Here is a 25684-nt window from a genome sequence, read left to right on the forward strand (position 1 = left end):
GAAGGCCGAGGTACCCGGCCTGGCGCTGCTCGACTGGCGTGATGGTTGGAGCATCGCCGCCTCCTGCGCCCGGTCCGCGCGCTGGCGCGGCGCCGCGCCGCCCTGGCGGGCGCCGCGCATCGGCATCAACCTGATGAGCGCGCAACTGCACGCCGACCTGCCGCAAAAACTGGCGATCCGCCTGCAGCGGCACCAGCTGGACGGCGCCAGCGTCGCCCTGGAGCTGCCCGAGCCGCTGCTGTGCGGGCCGGGCCGGCACGCCGGCGCCGTGCTGGACCAGTTGCGCGCGGCCGGCGTGGGCCTGAGCGTCGACCATTTCGGCAGCGCCGGCGCGGCGCTGGCGCTGTGCAAGACGCTGCCGCTGGACGAGCTGAAGATCGACGCCGGCTTCGTCGCGGCGATCGGCGACGACGACGGCGGCACCGACATGGCCGCCGCCATCGTCCTGCTGGCGCGCGCGCTGTCGCTCAACACCGTCGCGCTGGGCGTGCAAAACGCCGCGCAACTGGCGCAACTGGCGGCGCTGGGCTGCCGCCACTACCAGGGCGAGCTGTTCAGCGCGGCGCTGCCGGCCGACGCGCTGCGGGAGCGGCTGCGGGAACGGCGCCGGGAAAGCGCCATATAAACCTCTGGCGCGCCACTATTGGCGGCGCGGCGTTATAGTTGAGGGGTAGCAATAAGTCCAGCAACGCCAGCCCCGCCGCCGGGCCTGGCGTGCGAGTATACCGGATCATGACATTGTATCGATGAGGATTGTGTGTATGAATGAGATGACTGAGGTCGGCGAGGCGCTTGACGTCAAGCTGTTGCTGGCCACGCTGATGGCGCTGAAAAAGGGCGATTTCGGGGCGCGCATGCCGTCCGACTGGACCGGCATGGCCGGCAAGGTCGCCGACACCCTCAACGAGATCATCGAGACCCAGGAAAACATGGTGCGGACGATCACCGAGGTCAGCCGCGTGGTCGGGCGCGAGGGCCGCCTGACCCAGCGCGCCTCGGTGCCGCAGGTGGCCGGCGGCTGGACCACCATCATCAGCGCGGTCAACACCCTGATCGACGACCTGGTGCGCCCGACCACGGAGATGGCGCGCGTCATCGGCGCCGTCGCCAAGGGCGACCTGTCGCAGACCATGGAGCTGGAGGTCGACGGCGTGCCGCTCAAGGGCCAGTACCTGCGCGCCGCCACCACCGCCAACACCATGGTCGAACAACTCTCGTCGTTCTCGTCGGAGGTAACGCGGGTGGCGCGCGAGGTCGGCACCGAGGGCAAGCTCGGCGGCCAGGCCCAGGTCAAGGGCGTGGCCGGCACCTGGAAGGATTTGACCGACTCGGTCAACTCGATGGCCGGCAACCTGACCTCGCAGGTGAGGAACATCGCCGAGGTGACGACGGCGGTCGCCAACGGCGACCTGTCGAAGAAAATCACCGTCGACGTGCGCGGCGAGATCCTGCAACTGAAGGACACCATCAACGTCATGGTCGACCAGCTGCGCTCGTTCGCCTCGGAAGTGACGCGGGTGGCGCGCGAGGTCGGCACCGAGGGCAAGCTCGGCGGCCAGGCCTACGTGCCGGGCGTCGGCGGCACCTGGAAGGACTTGACCGACAACGTCAACTTCATGGCCTCGAACCTGACCGGCCAGGTCAGGAACATCGCGGCGGTGACGACGGCGGTGGCCAACGGCGACCTGTCGAAAAAGATCACGGTCGACGTCAAGGGCGAGATCCTGGAACTGAAAAACACCATCAACGTCATGGTCGACCAGCTCTCCTCGTTCGCCTCGGAGGTGACGCGGGTGGCGCGCGAGGTCGGCACCGAGGGCAAACTCGGCGGCCAGGCCCAGGTCAAGGGCGTGGCCGGCACCTGGAAGGACTTGACCGACTCGGTCAACTCGATGGCCGGCAACCTGACCGGCCAGGTCAGGAACATCGCCGACGTCACCACGGCGGTGGCCAACGGCGACCTGTCGAAGAAAATCACGGTCGACGTCAAGGGCGAGATCCTGGAGCTGAAAAACACCATCAACGTCATGGTCGACCAGTTGAACTCCTTCGCCTCGGAGGTGACCCGGGTGGCGCGCGAGGTCGGCACCGAGGGCAAGCTGGGCGGCCAGGCCAACGTGCCCGGCGTGGCCGGCACCTGGAAGGACCTGACCGACGGCGTCAACTCGATGGCCGGCAACCTGACCGGCCAGGTCAGGAACATCGCCGACGTCACCACGGCGGTCGCCAACGGCGACCTGTCGAAGAAAATCACGGTCGACGTCAAGGGCGAGATCCTGGAGCTGAAGAACACCATCAACGTCATGGTCGACCAGTTGTCCTCGTTCGCCTCGGAGGTGACGCGGGTGGCGCGCGAGGTCGGCACCGAGGGCAAGCTGGGCGGCCAGGCCTACGTGCCCGGCGTGGGCGGCACCTGGAAGGACTTGACCGACAACGTAAACTTCATGGCCTCCAACCTGACCGGCCAGGTCAGGAACATCGCGGCGGTGACGACGGCGGTGGCGCGCGGCGACCTGTCGAAGAAAATCACGGTCGACGTCAAGGGCGAGATCCTGGAACTCAAGGACACCATCAACGTCATGGTCGACCAGTTGTCCTCGTTCGCCTCGGAGGTGACGCGGGTGGCGCGCGAGGTCGGCACCGAGGGCAAACTCGGCGGCCAGGCCAACGTCTCCGGCGTCGCCGGCACCTGGAAGGACTTGACCGAGAACGTCAACCAGCTGGCGGCCAACCTGACCAACCAGGTGCGGGCGATCGCCGAGGTGGCCACGGCGGTCACCCGCGGCGACTTGTCGCGCTCGATCCAGGTGGAGGCGCGCGGAGAGGTGTCCTACCTGAAGGACAACATCAACGAGATGATCCGCAACCTGAAGGAAACCACGCAGAAGAACGCCCAGCAGGACTGGCTCAAGACCAACCTGGCGCGCTTCACCCGCCTGCTGCAGGGCCAGCGCGACCTGGAGGCGGTCACCCGGCTGATCCTGTCGGAGCTGGCGCCGCTGGTGTCGGCCCACCACGGCGTGTTTTATATGATGGATTCGCAGGAACGCGACGCCCGCCTGCGCATGATCGCCAGCTACGGCTACCGCTCCAGCCGCAAGCTGCCGACCTCCTTCCTGCCCGGCGAGGGCCTGGTCGGCCAGTGCGCGCTGGAGAAGCTGCGCATCTGGCTCACCGACGTGCCGCGCGATTACATCGCCGTCTCCTCCGGCCTGGGCGCGGCGCCGCCCAACAACATCGTGGTGCTGCCCATCCTGTTCGAGCAGCAGGTCAAGGCGGTTATCGAGATCGCCTCGCTGGACCGTTTCACCGAGACCCACCTGTCCTTCCTCGACCAGTTGATGGAGTCGATCGGCGTGGTGCTCAACACCATCGAGGCGAACAGCCGCACCGAGTCGCTGCTGACGCAGTCGCAGTCGCTGGCGCAGGAGCTGCAGCAGACCAACCAGGAGCTGGCCGAAAAAGCCCGCCTGCTGTCCGAGCAAAACATCGAGGTCGAGCGCAAGAACCGCGAGGTCGAGCAGGCCAAAATGGCGCTGGAGGAAAAAGCCACCCAGCTGGCGCTGTCGTCGAAGTACAAGTCCGAGTTCCTGGCGAACATGTCGCACGAGCTGCGCACGCCCCTCAACAGCCTGTTGATCCTGGCGCAGCAGTTGGGCGACAACCCGGAGGGCAACCTGTCGGGCAAGCAGGTCGAGTTCGCCAAGACCATCCACGGCTCCGGCAGCGACCTGCTGACCTTGATCAACGACATCCTCGACCTGTCGAAGATCGAGTCCGGCACCGTCACGCTGGAAGTGTCCGAGTACCGCTTCCAGAACCTGCGCAACTACGTCGACCGCACCTTCCGCCACATGGCCGAGGCCAAGCACCTGAACTTCTCGGTCGAACTGGCCGAGGCGCTGCCGACGGCGATGATGACCGACACCACGCGCCTGCAGCAGGTGCTGAAAAACCTGCTGTCGAACGCCTTCAAGTTCACCAGCCACGGCCGGGTCGCGCTCGACATCGGCCTGGTCACCGGCGGCTGGAGCAGCGACCACCCGAACCTCTCCAGCGCCGACGCGGTGCTGGCCTTCACCGTGCGCGACACCGGCGTCGGCATCGCCGCCGACAAGCTGCAACTGATTTTCGAGGCCTTCCAGCAGGCCGACGGCAGCACCGCGCGGCGCTACGGCGGCACCGGCCTGGGGCTGTCGATCTCGCGCGAACTGGCACGCCTGCTGGGCGGCGAAATCCGCGTCGAAAGCGTGGTCGGCGCCGGCAGCACCTTCACCCTGTTCCTGCCATACAACCGGGCCGGCTTCGTCAACTACGAGCAGAACCGCCAGCTGCCGGCCCGTCCGCGCGAGCCGGCCTCGCTGGTGGTGTACGCGCCGGCGGCCTGGCCGGCCGAGGCCGCGGCCGCCGCGCCGCAGCCGCAGCCCGACGCCAACGACCACGAGCCGGCCTTCGACGACCGCGGCTCGCTGGCGCCGGGCGAGCCGTCGGTGCTGATCGTCGAGGACGACGAGCGCTTCGCCAAGATCGTGCTCGACTACGCGCGCGAGAAAAGCTTCAAGGGCATCGTCACGCACCGCGGCGACTCGGCCCTGAGCCTGGCGCGCGACTATCTGCCGTCGGCGATCCTGCTCGACCTGGACCTGCCCGACATCGACGGTTTCACGGTGCTCGACCGCCTCAAGCGCGACCCCAACACGCGCCACATTCCGGTGCACGTGATGTCCAGCCTGCGCGAGCGCGAACGGGCGCTGCGCCAGGGCGCGATCTCGTACATGAACAAGCCGATCGGCGCCGCCGCGCTGCAGGAGGAGTTCAACCGCATCCAGAAATTCCAGCTCGGCGGCAAGCGCAGCCTGCTGGTCGTCGACGACGACCAGATGCAGCGCGACGCCATCGTCGCCCTGATCGGCGACAGCGACCTGCGCATCGTCGCCGTCGAGAGCGGCGAGGCGGCGCTGGCGGCGCTGCGCGAGTCGCATTTCGACTGCATGGTGCTGGACCTGACGCTGCCCGACATCAACGGCTTCGACCTGCTCGACATGATCGGCAAGCAGGTCGCGCTGCGCGACCTGCCGGTGGTGATCTACACGGCGCAGGACCTGAACCGCAAGGAGGTGGCCAAGCTGAAGCGCTACGCCAAGACCATCGTCATCAAGGACGCCCGCTCGCCCGAGCGCCTGCTCGACGAAACCGCGCTGTTCCTGCACCGCTCGCACGCCAGCCTGCCCGAGCTGCAACGCCGCATGCTCGAGGAGATCCACGCCGCCGACGGCGGCCTGGCCGGACGCAAGGTACTGATCGTCGACGACGACCTGCGCAACATCTTCGCCCTGTCCTCGCTGCTGGAGCGCCAGCAGATGCAGGTGTCGTTCGCCGAAAACGGCCGCGACGGCATCGAAGTGCTGGAAAAGGACACGGGCATCGAGATCGTCCTGATGGACATCATGATGCCCGAGATGGACGGTTACGACACCATGCGGGCGATCCGCCGCATACCCAAGTTCAAGTCGCTGCCGATCATTACGCTGACGGCCAAGGCGATGAAGGGCGACCGCGACAAATGCATCGCCGCCGGCGCCTCCGACTACATCACCAAGCCGGTCGACGTGGCGCAACTGCTGTCGCTGATGCGGGTATGGTTGCATTGATGGTTGAATTGCTACAGGGCGCCGTCAACCAGGTCGCGCCGGAGACCGAGGAGCTGGAGATCGCCCTGCTGCTGGAGGCGCTGCTGCAGCGCTACGGCTTCGACTTCCGCGGCTTCGAGCGCGCCGCCGTGCGCCGCCGGCTGCACGGCGCGATGCGCCAGCGCGGCCTGGCCACCGTCTCGGCGCTGCAGGAGCGGGTGCTGCACCAGCCGCAGGCCGGCACGGCGCTGCTGCGCGCGCTGGGGGTGGCGCCGGCGGCCATGTTCGACGACGCCGACGAGGCGCGCCAGTTGCGCGCGCTGCTGGGTCCCTGCCTGCGCGCCTCGGCCGTGCCGAAGGTCTGGCTGGCCGAATGCGCCGGCGCCGAGCAGGCCTGGACGCTGGCAATCCTGCTGCTGGAGCAGCAGTTGCACAGCCGCACCGAAATCTTCGCCAGCGTCGCCAGCGAGCAGGCGCTGGCCGAGGTCGGCGACGCCGGCTTCCCGGCCGCGCGCCTGGCCGAGTACGAGGCGAACTACCGGCGCGGCGGCGGCAAGGCCCGCTTCGCCGACTACTTCGAGGTCAGCGGCGAGCGCGCCGCGCTGCTGCCGGCGCTGCGCCGGCGCATCAACTGGGCCCAGTACAACCTGGTGACGGACGCCTCCTGCAACGAGTTCCAGTTGATCGTCTGCCGGCGCGCCCTGCCCGACTACGGCCCGCTGCTGCGCCAGCGCGTGCTGCAACTGTTCCACGACAGCCTGGCGCGCTTCGGCGTGCTCGGCCTGGACCGCGCGCTGCGCGACGACGAACCGCTGGCCGCCAACTACCAGGCCATCGCGCCGCCGCAAGCCTGGTACAAGCGCATCGCTTAGCTCGGCTTGGCGCGCCGCGCGCGCGTAACCGGACAATGCTGGCGCCTAAGCCGCCAGCCGCGCTTGGATCAACGTTGCCGCTTTGCCCCCAGCAACGCCTCAGCCGGCCTTGCGCTTCAAGCCGTCCAGCTCGGCGCTGATTTTCGCCGCCCTGGCGCCGGCCTCGCGCTTCAAGCCGTCGCTGGCTTGCTGCGCCAGCCTGGTGCCGCGGAACCAATCGGCGCTGATGCTGTCGCCCATCTTCTCGGATACGATGTGCCAGGCATAGGCCTCCACCGCGTTGTTCTCCTGCAAATACAACTCCGAGATGATGCCCGCCGAACGGATATTCCCGGCGGCCAGCGCCAGCTTGAACGACTCCTTGGCCGCGGCCGAATAATCGGTGCCGCTTTCATACTCCGGGTTCGACTTGTTACCGTTCAGCTCGAAATAATACTTCTCGCCCAAATGCACCATCGCGTAGGCGTCGCCGCCGTTGGCCAACTGGCGCAAGGTCTTCAGATCCTTGCTGTAATAATCCGGCGGCACCATATACCCGAGCGTGGCCATTTTCTTGCGGCGCGCGTCCTCCTGGGCGGTGATGACTTCCGGCCCGGGCGCGACCGGTGGCGCCGTTGCCGCGACCGGCGCCGCGTCGCCGGACGGCGCGCCGGCCGCCCCGACCGGACCGAACGGCGAGAGCATTTCGGCGTTGCCGGGCGCGGCCGCGCCGACGCCGCCGGCGCCGCCCTGTCCGGCGAGCAGGACCGGCAAGCCGCCTGCCGGCCCGGCCGCCGGGCGGCCGTTCGACGCGACGCCGGCGAGCGCTACGGGGTCGTTCCACAAATAGACGGCGCCCGCGGCGCACGCCACGACGGCGCAAGCGAATGCGCGATGCAGCTTTTTCATACGGTATCCGTTGAGTATCCCCGGCCCGGGCGTAGCGCCGGGCCGGGGCGATGCGGCTAAACGACGCTTAAACGCGCGGCAAATTGTTGAAGCAATTGAGCATGCCGTTGGCGTATCCCCAGCGCGTGTAGTAGTCGCGCTGGGCCGGCGTGCCATGCTCGCCATAGTCGGCGGCGGCGCGGGCGCTGCTGACGGCGCCGGCCAGGAACGACGGATAGCCCAGATTGTTTTGCGCGTGGCGGATGAAGGAGCCGCCGGTGCAATCGGCCTGCAACTCGTTGTACGGCGCGCCGTTGTTGATGTTGTACGTGAACTGGATCGAATGGCCCCATTCGTGTGCCATGACCATCTTGGCGACGTAGTTGCCGTGCTGGTTTTCCTGCGACTGCAGGAAGCTGCTGCCGACGCTGATGATGTTCGGACCGCAAGCGAAGGCGGTCGGCGACGGTTCGCCGCAGGCGTTCTGGTTGATGTACACCGTCGGACGCGCGTACTGGCCCAACTGGCCGCGGATTTCAGTGGCGCTGTTGTTGATGTAGGTGCTGTTGACGGGAACCGAATTGGCTGTTTGCGATATGCCGCACAACAGCAAGGCGATCAGGGCGGGCAGACGGATGGAATTTTTCATGCACTCTCTCCAAGTAATGTGACTGTACGGGGCCGCGACAAACCGTGGCCCCGGTTATACCAACGCCTTTGTGGGGAGCTGGACAGGCTTCCCTTTTTTGATGGGAATTATTGATAAGACAAGCAGCCGGGTGATTTTGTCACATCCATTGAGAAATATTAAGATTTTTATATACTTGTTGTAAATTCACCATAGCGACCTGAAAGCGCGCTTGGGCGCCCGCCACCGTCGCCCTATGTATCCCAGCGTACAGAGCGGCGCGGCGTTTAAGCGCACCCTTCAGTCATTCACACATCGACACAACAGGGAGTAACAACATGAACACCACCAAAATTATCGGCGCGGTACTGATCGTCGGCGGCATACTGGGCCTGGTCTACGGCGGTTTCAGCTTCACCAAGGAAACCCACCAAGCCAAGCTGGGTCCGATCGAGCTGTCGGTGACGGAAAAGGAAACCGTCAACGTGCCGCTGTGGGCCAGCATCATCTCGATCGCCGCGGGCGCCGGGCTGCTGCTGGCGGGCTCGAAGAAGGGTTGATACGGTTTGACGCGGACCGTGGCGGGCGCGATGTCCGTAGGTCGGCTTAACTCAACGCCGGGGGTCGCCCCCCCGGGGTGACGCCGCCGCGGCCGCCTACCACGGCGCCGACGCGCTGGGCCGCTCGGCAATGCGGTCGCGGTAGGCCTGCAGATGCGCCATGCCTCCGGCGCCGGGCCGGAACTTCATCAGCCCGCGCGCGAACTCCAGCGCGCAGAAAAGGCGCGCTCCTCGAAATCGCCCCCCATCAGGTTCGGCCCGGGTTGCAAGCCCTCCAGGTAGGTGCACATGGCGGGCGTTTCGCACAGCACGCGGCCGTCGTCGAGTTCCAGCGCCGGCACCCGCTATTCCAGCACGCGCGCACTGTACACCCAGACATGATTGACAGGTTGACAAGCCCGTGCTTTCACTTTAAATTCGATGCCGGGAACCGCTGCCAAACATAGCCAGCGATGTCCCAGGTAACAGCAGTATAGCGGCGCCGCCAGCAAGCGCCGCCCCCCTCCCATGCCCCTCCACCAAGGTTGCTCATGCATCGCACACTCGTTTCCACCGCCGTCTTGACGCTGGTCGCGCTGGCCGGCGCCGCCGCCGCCAGCCAGGGCACCACGCAACTGCCGCGCGGCGTCAGCCCGAGCCACTACCAACTGTCGCTGACGCCGGACGCGGCCGCCGCCAGCTTCAGCGCCAAGGCCACCATCACGCTGACGCTGAGCCAGCCGACGGCGAGCATTACGCTCAACGCGCTGGGGCTGGACTTTGCCGGCGCCGTGCTGCGCCGCGCCGGCCAGGCCGACCAGGGCGCCGCCGACATCACCCTCGACGCCGCCCAGCAAAGCGCCACCTTCCACTTCGCCAAGCCGCTGGCCAAGGGCCGTTACCAGCTAGCGCTCGACTACCGCGGCAAGATCGGCACCCAGGCCACCGGCCTGTTCTCGCTCGACTACGACAGCGCCGAGGGGCGCAAGCGCGCGCTCTACACCCAGTTCGAAAACTCCGACGCGCGCACCATGATCCCGTCGTGGGACGAACCGGCCCACAAGGCCACCTTCGCGCTCGACGTGACGGTGCCGACCGAGCATATGGCGGTCGGCAACATGCCGGCGTCCTCCAGCACCGACCTGGGCGGCGGGCGCAAGCGCGTCCAGTTCGCCACCACGCCGAAGATGTCGACCTACCTGCTGTTCCTCGGCGTCGGAGAATTCGAGCGCGCCACCGCCAGCGTCGACGGCACCGAGCTGGGCGTCGTCACCAAAAAAGGCGCGCTGCCGCAGGCCGGCTACGCGCTCGGGGAATCGAAGGCGATTCTGCGCGAGTTCAACGACTACTTCGGCGTGCGCTACCCGCTGCCCAAGCTCGACAACCTGGCCGCGCCGGGGCGTAGCCAGTTCTTCGGCGCCATGGAAAACTGGGGCGCCATCTTCACCTTCGAGCGCGCGCTGCTGCTCGACCCGCGCATCTCCAGCCTGGCCGACAAGCAGGGCATCTACACGACGATGGCGCACGAAATGGCGCACCAGTGGTTCGGCAACCTGGTCACGATGCGCTGGTGGGACGACCTCTGGCTCAACGAGGGCTTCGCCTCCTGGATGGAGGCGCGCACCACCGAGCGCCTGCACCCGGAGTGGCACACCCACATGGGCGCGGTCAACGCGCGCGAGGCGGCGATGGCGCTCGACGCGCTGGTGAGCACGCACGCCATCGTCCAGCCGATCGCCACGGTGCAGCAGGCCAGCCAGGCCTTCGACGGCATCACCTACCAAAAGGGCGAGGCCGTGATCCGCATGCTCGAAGCCTACGTCGGCGAGCGGGCCTGGCGCCAGGGCGTGCGCGCCTACATGCGAAAACACGCCTACGGCAACTCCGTCTCGAACGACCTGTGGCGCCAGATCGAGCGCGCCGCCGGCAAGCCGGTTAGCGCCATCGCGCACGATTTCACGCTGCGCGCCGGCGTGCCGCTGGTCAAGGTCGGCGACGGCGTCTGCCGCGCCGGCCAGACCCGCGTTACGCTGACCCAGGGCGAATTCAGCAAGGACCGGCCGGACAAGGCGCCCGGCGCCTGGCGCGTGCCGGTGTTGGCGCAGGTCGCCGGCCACGCGCCGGTGCGCGCGCTGCTCAGCGGCGGCAAGGCCGGCGTCACGCTGCCGGGCTGCGGCCCGGTGCTGGTAAACGCCGGCCAGAGCGGCTACTACCGCACGCTGTACACGCCGGCCGGCTTCGCCGCCGTCGCCGCCGGCTTCGCCGCGCTGGCGCCGGTGGACCAGCTCGGCTTGCTGTCGGACACCTACGCGCTGGCCATGGCCGGCTTGCAACCGGCCTCCGACTTCCTCGAACTGGCCCAGGCCACGCCGCTCGACGCCGACACCCAGGTGTGGGGCAAGATCGCCGACATCTTCAACGGCCTGTACTACAATTACCAGGCCGAGCCGGCGCGCCAACAGACCTTCGCCGCCTTCGCCATCGCGCGCCTGGCGCCGCTGATGGACAAAACCGGCTGGCTGGCGCGCGCCGGCGAGTCCGACACCGTGGCCAACCTGCGCGAGGACTTGATCGGCACGCTGGGCGCGATGGGCGACCCGGTGGTGCTGGCCGAGGCGCGCCGGCGCTACCGCGCCGACGCCAACGATGCGGCGGCGATACCGGCGCCGCTGCGCCGCGTCATCATGAGGGTGGTCGCGCACAACGCCGACGCCGCCACCTGGGACGCGTTGCGCGCCGCCGCGCAGGCCGAGAAGACGCCGCTGGTCAAGAACGCGCTGTACGACCTGCTGGCCAACAGCAAGGACCGCGCGCTGGCGCAGCGCGCGCTGGCGCTGGCGCTGACCGACGAGCCGGGACTGACCAACAGCCCGGCCATGATCAGCAAGGTCGGGCACAACCATCCCGACCTGGCGTTCGACTTCGCGCTGGCCCACCTGGCGCAGGTGACCGAGCGGGTCGACGCCAGCTCGCGCACGCGTTTCTTCGCGCGCCTGGCGGCCGGCTCGGCCGAGCCGGCCATGGTCGCCAAGCTGAACGCCTACGCCGAGTCGCACCTGCCGGCCGACGCCCGCGCCGACGCCGCCAGCACGGTGGCCAACATCGAGTACCGCATCCAGCTGCGCAAGGAGCGCCTGCCGGCCATCGACGCCTGGCTGGCGCGCGCGCCGCAGCCGGGCGCGCGCCAGTAAAGGGCGCGGCGCCGGCAAAAAAAAGCCGGCGCCGCTGTACGCGGGCCGGCCAAAACGCTGATGAGGGCGTAGGGATGGGTACGGGCGGGAGCGGCGTTGCCGGTCGCGCGGGAAATGGTGCCGGTCATCAGGAAACCGGCGGCCTGGTGGCGCCACATCGCGTGCCTGCGCCACAACGCCACTGTGCCAGCAATCGTCCGCGGCAGGCTTAAGATCTGATTAAGGTGCGCCGCGGCGGAAACGCGCGCGGGCGCCGGAATTGGTGCCGGTGTTCGAGGCCACCGGCTAACCTGCTGAGACGCGTCCCGTGAAATCCTACGTCTGCTTGGGGCGTAGCGACCAACTTGGGGCGTGCTGAAGCCAGCGAGAGCCATCATAGCGGCGCCGTGTGACGGCCGCATGACGTGCCGCAAGTAAACCTGAGCAGCGAAAAAAAATGCCCGCAACCTTGCGGCGGCGGGCGAAATATCCAAATCGGGAAGACCTGAAGAGTGCAAGCATCTTCGCACACGCATATGACGGCGGCGTGACAGGCAAAGAACTCCTTTTCATGCCGCGCCGCCGTGCGCAAGCGCGGCGCCCTGTGCTAGTCTGCAAAGTCTGTTTACTATGAGGGGGCGTCAACGATGTCGATCAGCCACATCCCACTGCGCCGCAGCGCCGCGCGCCTCGCCCTGGCCTGCCTGCTGAGCGCCTGCGCGCCGGCCATCGTCGCGCCGCCCGCGGTGCCGCCGGAGGCGAGCAGCGTGCCGCCGCCGGCCGCTGCCGTGAGCGACTTCCATCGCGCCTATTACGACTCGCTGCGTGGCGACGAGCCGGTGCTGGCCATCGCGCCGCTGGCGTCGCTGATCGCCATCACCGTGCGCCGCGCCGGCGCCCTGGCGCACCTCGGACACGACCACGTCGTTGCCAGCCACACGGTCGAGGGCTTCATCGCGCCCAAGCAGGGCCGCGCCGACTTCCATTTCCGCCTCGACCAGCTCAGCGTGGACGAAGCCGAGCTGCGCGAGCAAGCCGGCCTCGCCACCCAGCCCTCGGCCGCCGCCATCGACGGCACCCGCAACAACATGCTCAACAAGGTACTCGACGCCGCCCGCTTTCCGGACGTGACGGTGCAGGTGACCCGGGCCGCGACGCACACGCCCGGCGCGCCGCTGGGCGTCGCCATCACGCTGCACGGCGTCACCCGCACCATGAGCATTCCGGTGGAGTTCGAATTGAACAAGGTGGGCGACATGGTCGCCAGCGGCCGCCTGACACTCAAGCAAAGCGACTTCGGCCTGGTGCCGTTTTCGGTCATGGGCGGCGCCATGGCGGTGCAGGACCAGATGGAACTGCGTTTCCGCCTCGTCGCCAGCGCGCTTTGACGGCCGGCGGCGCCGCGCGTCAGCGCGCGACGATCAGGCGCACGCCCAAACCGACGAAGATGGTGCCGGCGACGCGGTCCAGCCACAGCCCGGCGCGTGGATTGACGTTGATCCATTTGCCGACCGCGCCGGAAAAATAACCCAACAAGCCGAACAGCACGCAACCCTGGGCCGTGAAGATCAGCCCCAGCTGGGCGGTCTGCCAGCTCACGTGGCCTTGCTCGGCGACGACGAACTGCGGCAGGAACGAGAGGAAAAACAGCACGACCTTGGGGTTGACGCTGTTGGCGAACAAACCCTTGGCGAACAGCCGCGCCAGCGACTCGTCCGGCACGCCGGCGCCGTCGACGCGGGCGCCGCCGCGGCTGCGCAGCGCGCAGACGCCGAGCCAGACCAGGTACAGGCCGCCGCACAGCTTCAGGACCGAAAACGCCAGCGGCGAGGCGGCGATTAGCGCGCTCACGCCCAGCGTCGCCAGCAGCGTGTGCGTCAGGCAACCGAGCGCGCAACCGAGGCCGAAGACCGTACCCTGGCGCCGGCCGCGCGACATGCCGATGCCCAGCACCATCAAATTGTCCGGCCCCGGCGAGGCGGTGATGAGCAGCGCCGCGGCGAGAAATCCAAGGAACTGTTCGGGGCTGATCAGCATGGGAAATTGTTCCGTTTCGTCATAAACCGCCATGATACAAGCTGCGCCGAACGGCGCGCAGGAAAAATCCGTATTCCTGGCGCGCCGGCCGGCTGTTGGCGCGCGTTGTCGATTAGAATGTTAAGCAGCAAGCGCGCCGCGTCCGCGCGCGCACCGCGCCGGCGCCGCCGGAACCTCACCTAGCTGGCAACATGGCCATATCCCCGACCACATTCTTGTCGATCGCCCCTCTGCGCTGCCTGCTGCTGGCGTGGGCGCTGGCGTTCGCGTGGCCGCCGTGCTGGGCCGGCGCGGCCGCCGCGCCGCTGTCGCTGCAAGACAACGTCAGCCGCGACCTGGCCGCCGGCGCGCGCCTGTTCCGCGCCGGCGCCGAGGCGGCGCCGCTGCACGCGGCCGCGCTGCCGGCCTGGCTGGCGGCCCGGCGCCCGAGCGCCAGCGTCGACCTGTTCGGCGGCGATTACTGGTTGTACGTGCAGGTGCGCAACGACAGCGGCCGCGACGCCTGGGTGCTGGACCCGCACGGCACGCTGATCGAATACGTCGAGGCCTCGATCTACGACGAGCGCGGCGGCGCCGTCACGCTGCTGACCGGCTACCACCAGCCGCACGACTACCTGCTGCACTACGGCAAAGACATCGAACTGCGCCCGGGCGCCACCTACCACCTGCTGCTGCGCTTCTCGAGCCGCTATTACGCGCGCGCGCCGGAGCTGGCGCTGGCCCCGCGCGACGCCTACCAGCGCCTGGTGGCCAAGGAAAACGTGCTGACCATCGGCGCCATCGGCGCCCTGCTGGCGATGGCGCTGTTCAATTTCTTCATCTTCTCCATCACCCGCGACACCTCCTCGCTGTATTACTCGTTGTACGTGCTGACCTACGCCATCGCCTGGGGCATGACGTTCCACCTGGCGGCCGACTTGTTCGACTGGCACCGGCTCGACCTGCACTACGTGCCGTTTTTCCTGCTGCCGGTGTTTAGCACCCTGTTCTACCGCAAGTTCCTGTGCCTGGCCGAGTTCTCGCCACGGCTGGACCGGCTCAGCCGCATCAACATCGCGCTGCCGCTGCTGCTGCTGCCGAGCTGCTTCGTGGCGCTGCGCTACGCCCACACGCTGGCCACCATCGTCATCTCGATCTGGATGCTGCTGGCGCTGGTGTGCGGCGTGGCGGCCTGGCGCCGCGGCTTCCGGCCGGCGCGCTACTTCGTCTTCGCCTTCATCGCGCTGATGCTGCCCGGCCTGGTCGTGCTGCCGGCCAACCTGGGCCTGATTCCCGCGCTGGTCGACAACGCCGAGCTGCTGACCCTGCTCGGCGGCACCCTCGACGGCCTGCTGCTGGCGTTCGCGCTGGCGGACCAGATCCGCCTGCTGCGCGACAACCTCGAGCTGCGGGTGCGCGCGCGCACCGTCGAACTGACCAGCACCAACGACGCGCTGACGCTGGCCAAGGAACACGCCGAGGTCGTCAGCCGGCACCGCATCGACTTCCTGTCGGCCATGAGCCACGACATCCGCACGCCGCTGGCGGGCGTCATCGGCATGCTCAAGTTCGCGCTGCGCGACCAGTCGGTACGCGGGCGCACCGAGGAATACCTGCGGATCGGCCTGCACAACGGCGAGGCGCTGCTGGTGATCCTCAACGACATCCTCGACTTTTCCAAGATCGACGCCGGCAAGCTGACCATCGAAAACGTCGACTTCGACCTGCTGGCGCTGATCGGCGACGCCGTCGGCATCGTCCAGGGCCAGGCCGACGCCAAGAGCCTGCTGTTGCGGCGCGACCTGGCGCTGGAGCTGCCGCGCTACGTCAAGGCCGACCCGACGCGGCTGCGGCAAATCCTCATCAACCTGCTGGGCAACGCCATCAAATTCACCGACAACGGCGAAGTACGGCTGCAGGTGCGCCAGCGCCCGCGCCCGGACGGCGGCGCCAGCGTCAGCTTCACCGTCAGCGACACCGGGCCGGGCATCGCCGCCGAGACGCTGCCGCGGCTGTTCCGCAAATTCGAGCAGGCCGACCACTCGACCACGCGCCAGTACGGCGGCACCGGCCTGGGGCTGGCGATCTGCAAGGAACTGGTGGAACTGATGGGCGGCGTCATCGGCGTCGACAGCCGGCCCGGCGTCGGCTCCAGTTTTTACTTCACGCTGCCGCTGGCGCGTGGCGCTGCGCCGCCGCCCGCCGCCCAGCAGGCGCCGCGGCGCGCGCGCCACGACTACCGCCTGCGCGTGCTGTGCGCCGAGGACGTGCGCACCAACCAGATCATCATCGGCACCCTGCTTGAGGGTATGGGCCACGAGGTCAAGATCGTCGACAACGGCGTCGAGGCGCTGCGCGCACTGTCCGAGTATGAATTCGACGTGGTGCTGATGGACGGACGCATGCCGCAGATGGATGGCGAGCAAGCCACGCGCCTGATCCGCGGCGGCGGCGGCGCCGCGCACGTGGTGCTCGACCCGGGCGTGCCGATCATCGCGTTGACCGCCAACGCCAGCGCGCACGACAGCGCGCGCTACCTGGCCTGCGGCATGGACGGTTTCCTCAGCAAGCCGGTCGACGAGCGCCTGCTGTACGCCCAGATCGAGGCCACCATCGCGCTGCTGCAACAGCGCGGCCGCCTGCTCAACCCGAACGAGGCGGCGGCGCCCGACGACGCCGGCGCCGACCCGCTGGCGCAGCAGTTCGGCGTCGACGCCGGACTCGACGCGCACGGCGGCGCGGCGGCCGGCGGTGCCGGCGCCGGCGCCGGCGCGATCTACATCCTGCCGCTGGCCGGGTTGTCGCGCCAGCACATGCAACGCATCACCCAGGCCTTCCTCGACGAGGCGCCGCGCCGGCTGGAACAGGCGCGCCACGCCCTCGACGCCGGCAACGCCGGCGCGGCGGCCGCCGCTTTCCACGCCCTCAAGGGCAGCGCCGGCTACCTCAGCGGACAGCGCCTGCATGGCCTGTGCCACGCGATGGAGGGGTTGGCCGGCGACGGCGCGCTCGACGCCGTGCGCCAGGCGCTGCCGGAAGTGCGCGCGGTGCTCGAGCAAGCTTGCAGCGACCTGCGCGGCGCCGGCCAGCCCGGCTGACCCGCGGCACCAGACCGGGGCCAGATCGGGGCCAGGCCCTGAGGGTCTGACCCCAGCGTTACGCCCTTGGTTTGAAACGCCCTCAGCAGCGCCGCATCCAATTCCCCCCCGCCTTTGACTTGCGCCAACGCAACAATTCACCTGCGCAATATTGTAAAGTACCCATACTTATTCAAACCTCACACCACCGAAAGCCACACTATGCGTCTAGTCGACTCAGGCAAATCCCTCCTGGTTTTGTGCGCGGCACTGTTGTCGGCCTGCGGCGTCAGCGTCGACAAGGCCATGGTGATCGACGTCCCGGGCGACAGCATGTCGCTCGAATGGAGCGGCGCCGGCAAGGACGAACTGCCGGACCAAGCCCACTTGTACCGCTTCCGCGGCAAGGAGTACGTGCTGCTCGAAAATGGCGACAAGATCGGCGGCTACATGCCGCTGCAGATCGCCTCGCGCAGCGCCGGCGACATCGAACTGCGCGCGCTCGACCCGAAGCGCGTGGCCTACCGGATCAAGCGTATGAAGCTGCCGCTGACGTACCGGAAACTGTGGCTGCGCCAGGAAATCTACCTCGAGGCCGGCCTGTTCGAAAAACTTCTGGCGCAGCACGAAGGCGCGATCTTCCAGAAGGGCGTCGCGGTTCGCATGCAGAAAATCAAGGACGATTGAAGGGCGCGGTGCGAACTTCCCAAGTCCATGTCGCTCCTGCTGATTGCTGCCTTCTTGCCCCAACGTATATGCCTAGTTCACAGGAGCCGCAGTGATTTTTCCAGAGAAACGTAAATTATTTTCCACCCCATTATTCGTTGCCCATTGGTCGATTTCCAGCTTCAGCAGACCGATAATCGCCATTTTGCGTCTGCCGAGAAAGGCTCATGCTCGTGGCCCGTTGTAAGCTCTGTCAAAAGTTGTTGAACACGTGCTCCAACTGCGTCATCTGCCTTGATAAATGCGTACGCATTGAGCGGTTTATCCTTCGACTCCTCTTTACGCGGTGCTTGTTGCGAGCCGACTTAAACGCAGTTAATCGCCAACAAACCATCAGCTCACGACGCCAGCCAGCGGCAAGCAATTGCCGCAGGCCCGCCCCCTCCTCAAAAATCAGTCTCGCCCTGGATCACCGCCGGATGGCCGGTGATGGCGCGCGAAGTCTGCATGCCGGCCATCACGGCCGCCTCGACGCAGCCGGCGTTCAAGCCGGTCTTGATCCAGTCGCCCGTCAAGTACAGGTTCGAAAAGCCGGACTGGTCGGTCGCCAGCCGGTACTTGGTGCTGCCCACCACCGACATCACGTAGCGCTCGGACGGGTCGACGTTGGCGCGCCAGTACTGGCTGTCGAAGCGCGCCGGACCGCTGCCATCCCCGCTGTCGACCAGCCACTGCCACGGGAACGCGCCGGCCGGGCCGGCCGCCGACCACAGCGCGCTGATCTGCTTGCCCAGCTGGTTCAGCGCGCCCTCCTTCGCCTGCGCCGCGCACAACCCGGCGAAGCCGCTGTCGGCGAACGGCGGGTAGTTCGCCAACGGCAAGGCGCTGCAAAAATACGAGACGTTCTTCGGCTCGGCGCCCGCCGGCCAGTCTTCGCGTTCGAGCAACTGGTCCATCGGCGCCCAGGTGTCGTAGGGTTCCGAAAAACCGCTCAGCACCGGCTGCTGGCCGCCCGGCTGGTGGGTCCAGCCCATCTGCGCCAGGTCCTTGTTCAGCCACACCTGGTACGCCTGGGTCGCCACCGTTTGCACCTTCAGCGACGTGGTTCTCAACGCCGGACTCAGCTCCAGCAATTGCGGACACAGCGCCGGCAGCGCGCCGATCGCCACGCCGAAGATCACCTTGTCGAAGTCGACGCCGCGTTGTAGCACCAAGCTGGGCAGCGGCCGGCCGAACGCTTGTTCGTAGCGCTGCGGCCAGTCGCTCCAGTACGACTCCAGGTTGACCGCGCCGGCCTGCAGCGCCGCCGCCTGGGCCGGTTCGATCTGCGCGTAATCGGGTTGGTTCGGCCAGCAGCCCAGCCCCTTCACCGTCACCAGCGGCTCATATTCCCGGCCCGGCGCGGCCAGCGCCACCTGCTCGGTCATGCGGATGCTGCCGATGGCGCCGTTCTCCGGCACCAGTTCCTCGACCTTGTGGAAGAATTTAAATTGCACGCCGCGCCGCCGCAGCACTTCGTAGAGCGGCGTGAAGACGGTGTCGCCCATGCCGGCCTGCATCTTGAACATGATGCCGCCCTTGTATGCCATGCCGATGCGCGCCATCGAGCGCAGCATGGTGCCGGCCTCGATGTTGGGCTTGGCGAAGTCGCCGCCCTCGTAGGCGAACACCAGGTCGTAAAAGCCGCGCACCGGCGCCGAGTTGACGCAGTATTCTTCGTCGCCGCCGTGCTTGCGCAGCCAGTCGCGCAGGTCGATGTCGTTGATGACGTCGAAGCCGTGCTTGAACACGCCGTCCTCGAACATGCCCTTCATGACCGTGGTGCCGAGGTCGAGGCAGATGAACAGGCGGCGCAGGTCGTCGTTGGCGTCGATCAGCTTGTGATAGCGCGCGTGCAGCCAGGCGCGGATGCCGCCCAGGCTGGCCGCCAGCACGCGGTGCTTGCCGCTGTCGTGCTGGCGCGAGTCGGACGACAGATTGCTCACCAGCGCCGCCAGCGCGCCGATCGACAACGTCACGTCCAGCCCCAGGTCGTCGACCTCGTCTAAGACCTTGTCGGCCAGCCGGTGCAGCCAGTCGGACTTGCCGCCGCCGTCCGGCGCGTCGTCGTCGTCGTGATCGTGGGCGATGGCGCGGATTTGCTTGAGCCACAGCTCGATCCAGCCGACCATCGCCACCGCCATCTGCCACAGCGAGACGTCCTCGCCACCCTCGCCCGGCTCGCCCGGCAGCGACGGAAAGACGATCGGCCAGTTGCGCCGCTGCCCGTCCACGTCTTCCGACAGCGCCACGTAGTCGTGCTGCTTGAAGGCGTCCTGCCAAGTCGCCAGCGGCGCGCCGGCCGGTCGCCCCAGGCCGGCGTAGGCCGCCTTGATCATGGCGAAGGCGTTGGCGTAGAAGCCGAACCAGATGTGCAGGCCGTGCTCCTCGATGCGCTGGCCGAGCGCCGCGTTGCGCCCGCTGGCGCCCTTGCCGCCTAGGCGCCAGCCAAGCTGGTAGACGGTGATCGCGTAGTTGTTTTCCCAGCCCGGCTGGTCGGTCAGGTAATACGCCGCCGTCATCGAGCCGACGCCGCCGCCCAGGATGGCGATTTTTTCCGACGCCACCACCGAATTGTCGACCAGCTCCTCGCCCGGCATCGCCGTGAAGTCGAAGTTGACGTTGAACGGCAGGATCGCCGCCTGCGGCCCCAGTTGCAGGCCCAGCGTCTGCGCCAGCGGAAAGCTGTCGAAGGCGTGCAGCGTGCATTCGTATTCGTAGCCCAGCAGGCGGGCGCTGTGCAGGCGCTCGATTTCGGCCGGGGCCGCCACCAGCGCCTGGTACACCGCTTTGATGCCGGCGCTGTCGGGGAATTGCTTGAGGAAGATCTGGTCGATGCGCGGATTGCGCAGCAGCGACAGGATGTCGGCCCAGCCGGCCGCGTCCATGTTGAAGAAGTCGGGCATCGACAGGAACAGCTTGAACGCTTCCTCGATCAGGTCGGCGAAACTGTCGACCGCCTTGTGCGGCCCGGTTTTGACGGTGGCGTTCACCTCCAGCAGCGGGTGCATGGCGATTTTGGTTTCCGGCGCGAACGGCTGGAAGCCCTTGGCGGCCACGGCGCAGCGCAGCGGCTCGGTGCCGGCCGCCGGAATGGCGTACTCGCACAGGTATTTCGGGTAGCCGAACAGCTCGCGCCCGTTGATTAGCGCCATCGCGTCGTCGACGAAGATGTGGCAGGGATACCAGTAGACGTGGGCCAGCTTGCCGGCCTCGTCCATCGACCCGACCATGATCCAGGTGACGATGTCGACCTCGCTGATCCAGCCTTTGGCCTGGTCGACCGGGTTGGCCGAGTCGGCGTGGTTGACGCGGGTGAAGGTCAACATCACGTACGGCGACAGCGCCTTCAGGGTCATGCGCCCGGCCGCCACCTGGTTGAGCGTGGTGTCGACGGTGCTTTGCAGCTTGGCCAGGTCGCCCTTGACGAAAAAGCCGTACATTTCCGATTGCTTCAATTGCAGCGGCGAATGCATCATCACCGAACCACCCTGATATATGTACGAAGGTCTTACCGTCATTGCCGCTCCCGGGTCTGTTGATGCTTCACAATCTTATAAGTGTATTTCATAAGCAACACTTTAAGATGGAAAGTAGCGAAAAATACCCGGGCCGGGGCCGGGTTGTGCAGTTCGGGTCAGCCGGAATGGCGTAACCCGACAACGTTGGCCGGGAGCGGCGCGTCACGCGTCGGCCAACATTGTCGGATGACGCTACGCCAATCCAACCGACGGTCGCCGCCGCGGGCCGGTTTTCGGCGCTTCCGGCGCGCCAAGCCGGCGTCAGGTGTAGGATAAGGGCGAGGCGCCGTCCCGTTTGCCGGCGCCACCGCATTCGACGGACGCGCACATGATTACCACCGACTACGTTTCGACCTTCTCCGGCAACCGCTTCTACCCGCTCGAACCACGCATCGACCGCGTCGCCATCGAGGACATCGCCCACGGGCTGGCTTACCAGTGCCGCTTCAACGGCCAGACGCGGGAATTCTATTCGGTCGCCCAGCACAGCCTGGTAGTGGCGCAACTGGTGCCGCCGCCGTTGCGCATGGCCGCGCTGTTGCACGACGCCGCCGAGGCCTACCTGGGCGACATGGTCAAGCCGCTCAAGGTCTTGCTGCCCGCCTTCGCGCTCCTGGAGGAGCGCGTGACCGGGATCATCGCGGCCACTTTCGCAATCGATTTTTCCGATTACGCGCCGATCAAGCGCGCCGACCTGATCGCGCTGGCCACCGAAAAACGCGATCTGATGCCGCACTCGGTGGAGCGCTGGGCCTATCTGGACGACATTGCCGCGCTGCCGGACGTCATCGTACCGATGACCCCTGGCCAAGCCAAGCACAGCTTCTTGGAAGCCTTCGCGCAGCTGTCCGCGCTGCGCCGCTGAGGCCGCCGGCGCCACCATCGGCCGGCTTCGCCCACATTCTCATCAGGCAACCCTAACTGCCTGCGCCACAAGGGGGTTTTTATAGATATCCACAGCAACTGTGGATAAAGTTGTTGATAAAGCCCCCTTGACAAGCCGCAACGCCAGTATTGGTGCGGGTCTCAACACATTGCCCATTCCACAGGCAGTATTTTTATGAATAAAATCAATGACTTACAAAGCCTGTCCGGAGGCCGGGAGCGGCGTTCTTAAAATTTCTCAAAAATATTTTCTGTGCATAAGTCGCATGGCGGGGGGCGGCGGCGGAATGCTTTGACAAAAGTTGCGCACTGGAATAGTGTCGTTCATGCGTCGCAAGCAGATCTTGCAGGGTGGCGCGATAATAGGGGAACGGTTCCCTATCCTGAATGTGGCGGAAAACGCATGGATGCGAAAATTACTAGTGAAGAGTCCGATACCGATTGGTTGCTGGAGGAGGACCTGCCGGAGACGGATAACCAGGGCGACGCGGCCAACGCGCCGCCCCCTTGGCGTGTGTTGATCGTCGACGACGACGTCGATGTCCACGTCGTAACGAAGTTTTCATTAAGTAACAGCTCCTTCCTCGGGCGGCGCCTGAGCTTTCTGCACGCCTATAGCGGCGCGGAGGCGCTGACGCTGCTGCGCAACACGCCCGACATCGCCGTGGTGCTGCTCGACGTCATCATGGAAAGCAACGACGCCGGCCTGCAGGTGGCGCGCCGCATCCGCGACGAGCTGGGCAACAAACTGGTACGCATCGTCCTGCGCACCGGCCAGCCGGGCCAGGCGCTAGAACACAGCATCATCCTCGACTACGACATCAACGACTTCTGGTGCAAGACCGACCTGACGACGCGCAAACTGTTTACCACCGTGATCTCGTCGCTGCGCACCTACGCCAGCCTGGCCAAGGCCGAGCAGCGCGCCGGCGCGCTGGGCGCGGCGCTGGACAAGGCGCGCCAGCTGGAAACGGCGCTGGATCAGTATGCGCTGCTACTGACGCTGGACCCGAACGGCAACATCGCCGCCGCCAACGCGGCCCTGTGCGCCCTGCTGGGTTACCAGCCCGAGCAATTGCTGGGGCAGCCCTTGAGCGCACTCTGCCCTCCCGGCGGTGCCGGGGAGCACTGCGCACTGGCGCTGCAATCGGTCGCCCAGGGGCAGGCATGGGCAGGCGACTTGGCGGCCCGCGCCGCCGACGGCGCCATGCTGCCTTTGCGCGCGCTGATCGTGCCCATCAACAAAGACGGCAAGGACAACAAGGCCCGCCACCACCTGATGATATTGAGCCCGGCAACGCCCGGATAAGTCGCCACGTGGCGGCGCCTGAAAGCTGTTATTTTCCGGCGCCAGCGCCTACCAAACAAATACCACTGGACATGCGTCCAGTAGAAAAATGCGCGCCGCCGCCGCGCGTAAACCACCCCGTAACGCCGCCCCGTCCACGCCGCCATCGCTAAGTGGCGGATTGTTAAGACCTTTTTCAGATATCCACATTGGCTGTGGATATCTTTGTGGATAAGTCCCTCTTGACACCCCCAAGAGCGAGTGTTTATGCGGGTTTCAACAAACTGCTCATTCAAACAGCAAAAATAAAAGCCATAAAAATCAAGAGCTTAAAAATCTAACGTTTGAGCCAGGAAAATAATTTACGCTATTTCTTGTCGATATTTTTTGTGCATAACTCGGTGCAAGATGGCAAATATAACAACACCCAGAAAGCGTCCGTGGAGCGGCGCCGGCGGGGTGCCTGGCAGGCGGGCGCGGGCGGCCCGCTCAGTGGCAGGTTTTGCGGCGCTGCTCTGGATGCAGCAGCACGCGCTCGATCACATTGGCGTCGACGTTGTGCGACTTCATGTATTCGATCGCGCAAACGGTATTAAAACTCGCTTGCACCGCAATGCCCTGGTTGACGACGTTGTGGGCCTCCTGGTCAACGCGTTGTTGATACAGTTCCGTTATCATCGGGGAACGAAGAGCTTGCAGCAGTCGCGGCGCGTTCATCACTATCCTTCAAATGACCTTGAAATCATGGTTGATCGGACGTGAACCGGGAGTTCACAGCAAGCAGTATTGGCGAATAAAACGCAAAGTCAATGTCTGCTTTCCATCGCGGCGACATATATGCATCCTCGCGCCGCATCCGGCGCCGGCGAAGCGTTTTGCGCTATATCAAACCCGGCGCGCGGCGCCGGCCTAGCATGGAGGTTGGCGCCCCAGGGCGGCTTCACCGGAGAGACCCAATGCACACCCCAGCAGACAACTCACCCGCCATCCATCCCGACCAAGCTGTCAACCCCGGCGACGAAGCGGCGCCCGGCACGCCCGGCAGCGGCGAGGACACTTGCAGGCATTGCCGGGGCCGCGGCGTGATGGAGAACGGCAGCCAGTGTCCGATGTGCGGCGGCACCGGCCTGGTCATCGAGGGCATAGGCGGCGGCTAGCGCGCGCCGCCGCGCTACTTGCTCATAGACAAGCCGGCTCGGCCGGGGCGATAATGACGGGATGACACCCGACACTGCGCCAGTGCGCCCCCAGCCGACCTCCTTGACCGACCTGTTCGTGTCGTTCACGCTGCTGGCGTTGCAGGGTTTCGGTGGCGTGCTGGCGGTGGTGCAGCGCGAACTGGTCGAGCGCAAGCGCTGGCTGACGCAAGAGGAATTCGTCGAGGAATGGGCGGTCGCGCAAATCATGCCGGGGCCGAACGTCGTTAACTTGTCGCTGATGATAGGCGGGCGCTATTTCGGCTTGCCGGGGGCCTTGTGCGCGCTGGCCGGTATGCTGGCGGTGCCGCTGGTGATCGTGCTGCTGCTGGCCCTGCTGTACACGCGGTACGCCCAGGTTCCCGGCATCGGCGGCGCCCTGCGCGGCATGGCAGCGGTCTCGGCCGGCCTGATCGCCGCGACCGGCCTGAAACTGGCGGCGGCGCTGAAAAAGCACCCGCTGCCGCTGCGCCTGACCGTGCCCATGTGCCTGCTTGGCGTGTTGATGGTGGCCGTGCTGCACTGGCCGCTGCTGTACATCCTGCTCGGCCTTGGCGGCGTGGGCTGCGCGCTGACCTACCGCCGGATCGCCGCGTGAACGCGCCGCTGCAGCTGGCGCTGGGCTGGGCCGACTGGCTTAACCTGTTCGCCCACTATCTGCTGCTGTCGCTGATGTCGATCGGCGGCGCCATTTCCACCACGGCCGAAATGCACCGTTTTCTGGTCGAGCAGCACCACTGGCTGACGCAGGCGCAGTTCAACGAATCGATCGCCATCGCCCAGGCGGCGCCGGGGCCGAACGTGTTGTTCGTCGCGCTGATGGGCTGGAACGTCGGCCTCAACGCCGGCAGCTATCCGGCCGCCTTCCTCGGCGTGGCCGTGACGATGATCGGCATCATGCTGCCGAGCACCACGATCACCTACCTGGCCGCGCAATGGGGCCACCGCAACCGCGACTTGCTGGCGGTGCGCGCCTTCAAACAGGGCATGGCGCCGACCGTGATCGCGCTGCTGATCTCCACCGGCATCATCCTGGGCGGCGCCAACCACGACTGGCGCAGCGACTGGCCGCTGTGGACCCTGTCGGTTGCCAGTGGCCTGCTGATCTGGCGCACCAAATTCCATTTGCTGTGGCTGCTCGCCGGCGGCGCCGCGCTGGGCTGGTTCGGCCTGGTCTGACACGGCGCGCGCCCCCGCGGTTTTTTACCCCCGTTCCTGCCGGGGCGCAAACTGTCGTGCGGCGACCTTGCCGGAAGTGTCGTACAATTGCACGGCATTAAAAGACTACCC

Annotated in this window: 18 protein-coding genes and 1 pseudogene; 13 read left to right on the plus strand and 6 right to left on the minus strand. The window is 66.6% G+C overall.

Features of this window, described 5'->3' with window-relative positions; genetic code table 11:
- From ACFDR9_RS11365 to ACFDR9_RS11375, 3 genes are all read left to right on the plus strand, one after another.
- A partial coding sequence (locus tag ACFDR9_RS11365; protein ID WP_409031071.1) for an EAL domain-containing protein occupies positions 1-625 on the plus strand: 625 nt, incomplete at its 5' end.
- 136 nt (positions 626-761) lie between these two features.
- Positions 762-5651 carry a HAMP domain-containing protein gene (locus ACFDR9_RS11370; RefSeq protein WP_409031072.1) on the plus strand — a complete coding sequence of 1630 codons (4890 nt, stop codon included), beginning with the start codon at positions 762-764 and terminating at the stop codon, positions 5649-5651.
- Positions 5639-6502, plus strand: a complete 864-nt coding sequence (locus ACFDR9_RS11375; RefSeq protein ID WP_157406424.1) for a CheR family methyltransferase — start codon at positions 5639-5641, stop codon at positions 6500-6502. The genes ACFDR9_RS11370 and ACFDR9_RS11375 overlap by 13 nt, the downstream gene beginning before the upstream one ends.
- Positions 6503-6601: 99 nt before the next feature.
- Here the strand turns inward: ACFDR9_RS11375 and ACFDR9_RS11380 are convergent, their stop codons facing one another.
- Together ACFDR9_RS11380 and ACFDR9_RS11385 are read right to left on the minus strand one after the other, a co-directional pair.
- Positions 6602-7390 carry a hypothetical protein gene (locus ACFDR9_RS11380; protein WP_017874990.1) on the minus strand — a complete coding sequence of 263 codons (789 nt, stop codon included), beginning with the start codon at positions 7388-7390 and terminating at the stop codon, positions 6602-6604.
- Positions 7391-7457: 67 nt separating this feature from the next.
- Positions 7458-8018, minus strand: coding sequence for a hypothetical protein (locus ACFDR9_RS11385; RefSeq protein ID WP_017874989.1), 561 nt, complete (start codon positions 8016-8018; stop codon positions 7458-7460).
- A gap of 317 nt (positions 8019-8335) precedes the next feature.
- On the opposite strand from ACFDR9_RS11385, the gene ACFDR9_RS11390 reads away from it, so the two are divergent.
- Positions 8336-8557, plus strand: a complete 222-nt coding sequence (locus tag ACFDR9_RS11390) for a hypothetical protein (RefSeq protein ID WP_017874988.1) — start codon at positions 8336-8338, stop codon at positions 8555-8557.
- A gap of 96 nt (positions 8558-8653) precedes the next feature.
- Here ACFDR9_RS11390 and ACFDR9_RS11395 read toward each other — a convergent pair.
- A pseudogene (locus ACFDR9_RS11395) lies at positions 8654-8901 on the minus strand (glutathione S-transferase N-terminal domain-containing protein); the annotation flags it as partial.
- 186 nt (positions 8902-9087) lie between these two features.
- On the opposite strand from ACFDR9_RS11395, the gene ACFDR9_RS11400 reads away from it, so the two are divergent.
- On the plus strand, positions 9088-11727 hold the full coding sequence (locus tag ACFDR9_RS11400; protein WP_035787523.1) for a M1 family metallopeptidase: 2640 nt from the start codon (positions 9088-9090) through the stop codon (positions 11725-11727).
- A gap of 626 nt (positions 11728-12353) precedes the next feature.
- Positions 12354-13094, plus strand: a complete 741-nt coding sequence (locus ACFDR9_RS11405) for a YceI family protein (protein WP_017874986.1) — start codon at positions 12354-12356, stop codon at positions 13092-13094.
- A 19-nt stretch (positions 13095-13113) separates the two neighbouring features.
- On the opposite strand, the gene ACFDR9_RS11410 is transcribed toward ACFDR9_RS11405, so the two are convergent.
- Positions 13114-13743: a LysE family translocator gene (locus ACFDR9_RS11410; protein WP_035788100.1), complete on the minus strand. Its 630-nt coding sequence runs from the start codon at positions 13741-13743 to the stop codon at positions 13114-13116.
- Positions 13744-13958: 215 nt separating this feature from the next.
- On the opposite strand from ACFDR9_RS11410, the gene ACFDR9_RS11415 reads away from it, so the two are divergent.
- Positions 13959-16820, plus strand: a complete 2862-nt coding sequence (locus ACFDR9_RS11415; RefSeq protein WP_017874984.1) for a hybrid sensor histidine kinase/response regulator — start codon at positions 13959-13961, stop codon at positions 16818-16820.
- A 237-nt stretch (positions 16821-17057) separates the two neighbouring features.
- Entirely contained in the window at positions 17058-17486 is a 429-nt protein-coding gene (locus ACFDR9_RS11420) for a hypothetical protein (RefSeq protein ID WP_409031073.1), read from the plus strand.
- Positions 17487-17911: 425 nt separating this feature from the next.
- Here the strand turns inward: ACFDR9_RS11420 and ACFDR9_RS11425 are convergent, their stop codons facing one another.
- Positions 17912-20983 (minus strand): NAD(P)-binding protein, encoded by a 3072-nt coding sequence (locus tag ACFDR9_RS11425; RefSeq protein ID WP_409031074.1) that lies wholly within the window; start codon positions 20981-20983, stop codon positions 17912-17914.
- Positions 20984-21353: 370 nt separating this feature from the next.
- On the opposite strand from ACFDR9_RS11425, the gene ACFDR9_RS11430 reads away from it, so the two are divergent.
- Both ACFDR9_RS11430 and ACFDR9_RS11435 read left to right on the plus strand, forming a co-directional pair.
- Positions 21354-21890: a hypothetical protein gene (locus ACFDR9_RS11430; RefSeq protein ID WP_017874981.1), complete on the plus strand. Its 537-nt coding sequence runs from the start codon at positions 21354-21356 to the stop codon at positions 21888-21890.
- Positions 21891-22313: 423 nt separating this feature from the next.
- Positions 22314-23219, plus strand: a complete 906-nt coding sequence (locus ACFDR9_RS11435) for a PAS domain-containing protein (protein ID WP_157406422.1) — start codon at positions 22314-22316, stop codon at positions 23217-23219.
- Positions 23220-23687: 468 nt separating this feature from the next.
- Here ACFDR9_RS11435 and ACFDR9_RS11440 read toward each other — a convergent pair whose 3' ends face one another.
- A complete protein-coding gene (locus ACFDR9_RS11440; RefSeq protein ID WP_232429644.1) occupies positions 23688-23915 on the minus strand; it encodes a hypothetical protein in 228 nt (75 codons plus the stop codon).
- Between the two features lie 239 nt (positions 23916-24154).
- Between ACFDR9_RS11440 and ACFDR9_RS11445 the strand changes: the two genes are divergently transcribed.
- The 3 genes from ACFDR9_RS11445 to ACFDR9_RS11455 all read left to right on the plus strand — a co-directional run bounded on the left by ACFDR9_RS11445 (position 24155) and on the right by ACFDR9_RS11455 (position 25573).
- Positions 24155-24355 (plus strand): hypothetical protein, encoded by a 201-nt coding sequence (locus ACFDR9_RS11445; protein WP_026132464.1) that lies wholly within the window; start codon positions 24155-24157, stop codon positions 24353-24355.
- A 61-nt stretch (positions 24356-24416) separates the two neighbouring features.
- Positions 24417-24992 (plus strand): chromate transporter, encoded by a 576-nt coding sequence (locus tag ACFDR9_RS11450; protein ID WP_026132463.1) that lies wholly within the window; start codon positions 24417-24419, stop codon positions 24990-24992.
- Positions 24989-25573 carry a chromate transporter gene (locus ACFDR9_RS11455; protein WP_017874977.1) on the plus strand — a complete coding sequence of 195 codons (585 nt, stop codon included), beginning with the start codon at positions 24989-24991 and terminating at the stop codon, positions 25571-25573. The genes ACFDR9_RS11450 and ACFDR9_RS11455 overlap by 4 nt, the downstream gene beginning before the upstream one ends.
- Positions 25574-25684: the final 111 nt, after the last annotated feature.

It is taken from the genome of Janthinobacterium sp. CG_23.3 (genome assembly GCF_046115965.1).
Taxonomy (GTDB): Bacteria; Pseudomonadota; Gammaproteobacteria; order Burkholderiales; family Burkholderiaceae_D; genus Janthinobacterium.

What these genes read in the sequence shown, in the direction of transcription:
- ACFDR9_RS11370 (WP_409031072.1), top strand. Translation starts at nt 762, where the DNA reads ATGAATGAGATGACTGAGGTCGGCGAGGCGCTTGACGTCAAGCTGTTG.
- ACFDR9_RS11375 (WP_157406424.1), top strand. Translation starts at nt 5,639, where the DNA reads ATGGTTGCATTGATGGTTGAATTGCTACAGGGCGCCGTCAACCAGGTC.
- ACFDR9_RS11380 (WP_017874990.1), bottom strand. Translation starts at nt 7,390, where the DNA reads ATGAAAAAGCTGCATCGCGCATTCGCTTGCGCCGTCGTGGCGTGCGCC.
- ACFDR9_RS11385 (WP_017874989.1), bottom strand. Translation starts at nt 8,018, where the DNA reads ATGAAAAATTCCATCCGTCTGCCCGCCCTGATCGCCTTGCTGTTGTGC.
- ACFDR9_RS11390 (WP_017874988.1), top strand. Translation starts at nt 8,336, where the DNA reads ATGAACACCACCAAAATTATCGGCGCGGTACTGATCGTCGGCGGCATA.
- ACFDR9_RS11400 (WP_035787523.1), top strand. Translation starts at nt 9,088, where the DNA reads ATGCATCGCACACTCGTTTCCACCGCCGTCTTGACGCTGGTCGCGCTG.
- ACFDR9_RS11405 (WP_017874986.1), top strand. Translation starts at nt 12,354, where the DNA reads ATGTCGATCAGCCACATCCCACTGCGCCGCAGCGCCGCGCGCCTCGCC.
- ACFDR9_RS11410 (WP_035788100.1), bottom strand. Translation starts at nt 13,743, where the DNA reads ATGCTGATCAGCCCCGAACAGTTCCTTGGATTTCTCGCCGCGGCGCTG.
- ACFDR9_RS11425 (WP_409031074.1), bottom strand. Translation starts at nt 20,983, where the DNA reads ATGATGCATTCGCCGCTGCAATTGAAGCAATCGGAAATGTACGGCTTT.
- ACFDR9_RS11430 (WP_017874981.1), top strand. Translation starts at nt 21,354, where the DNA reads ATGATTACCACCGACTACGTTTCGACCTTCTCCGGCAACCGCTTCTAC.
- ACFDR9_RS11435 (WP_157406422.1), top strand. Translation starts at nt 22,314, where the DNA reads ATGGATGCGAAAATTACTAGTGAAGAGTCCGATACCGATTGGTTGCTG.
- ACFDR9_RS11440 (WP_232429644.1), bottom strand. Translation starts at nt 23,915, where the DNA reads ATGAACGCGCCGCGACTGCTGCAAGCTCTTCGTTCCCCGATGATAACG.
- ACFDR9_RS11445 (WP_026132464.1), top strand. Translation starts at nt 24,155, where the DNA reads ATGCACACCCCAGCAGACAACTCACCCGCCATCCATCCCGACCAAGCT.
- ACFDR9_RS11450 (WP_026132463.1), top strand. Translation starts at nt 24,417, where the DNA reads ATGACACCCGACACTGCGCCAGTGCGCCCCCAGCCGACCTCCTTGACC.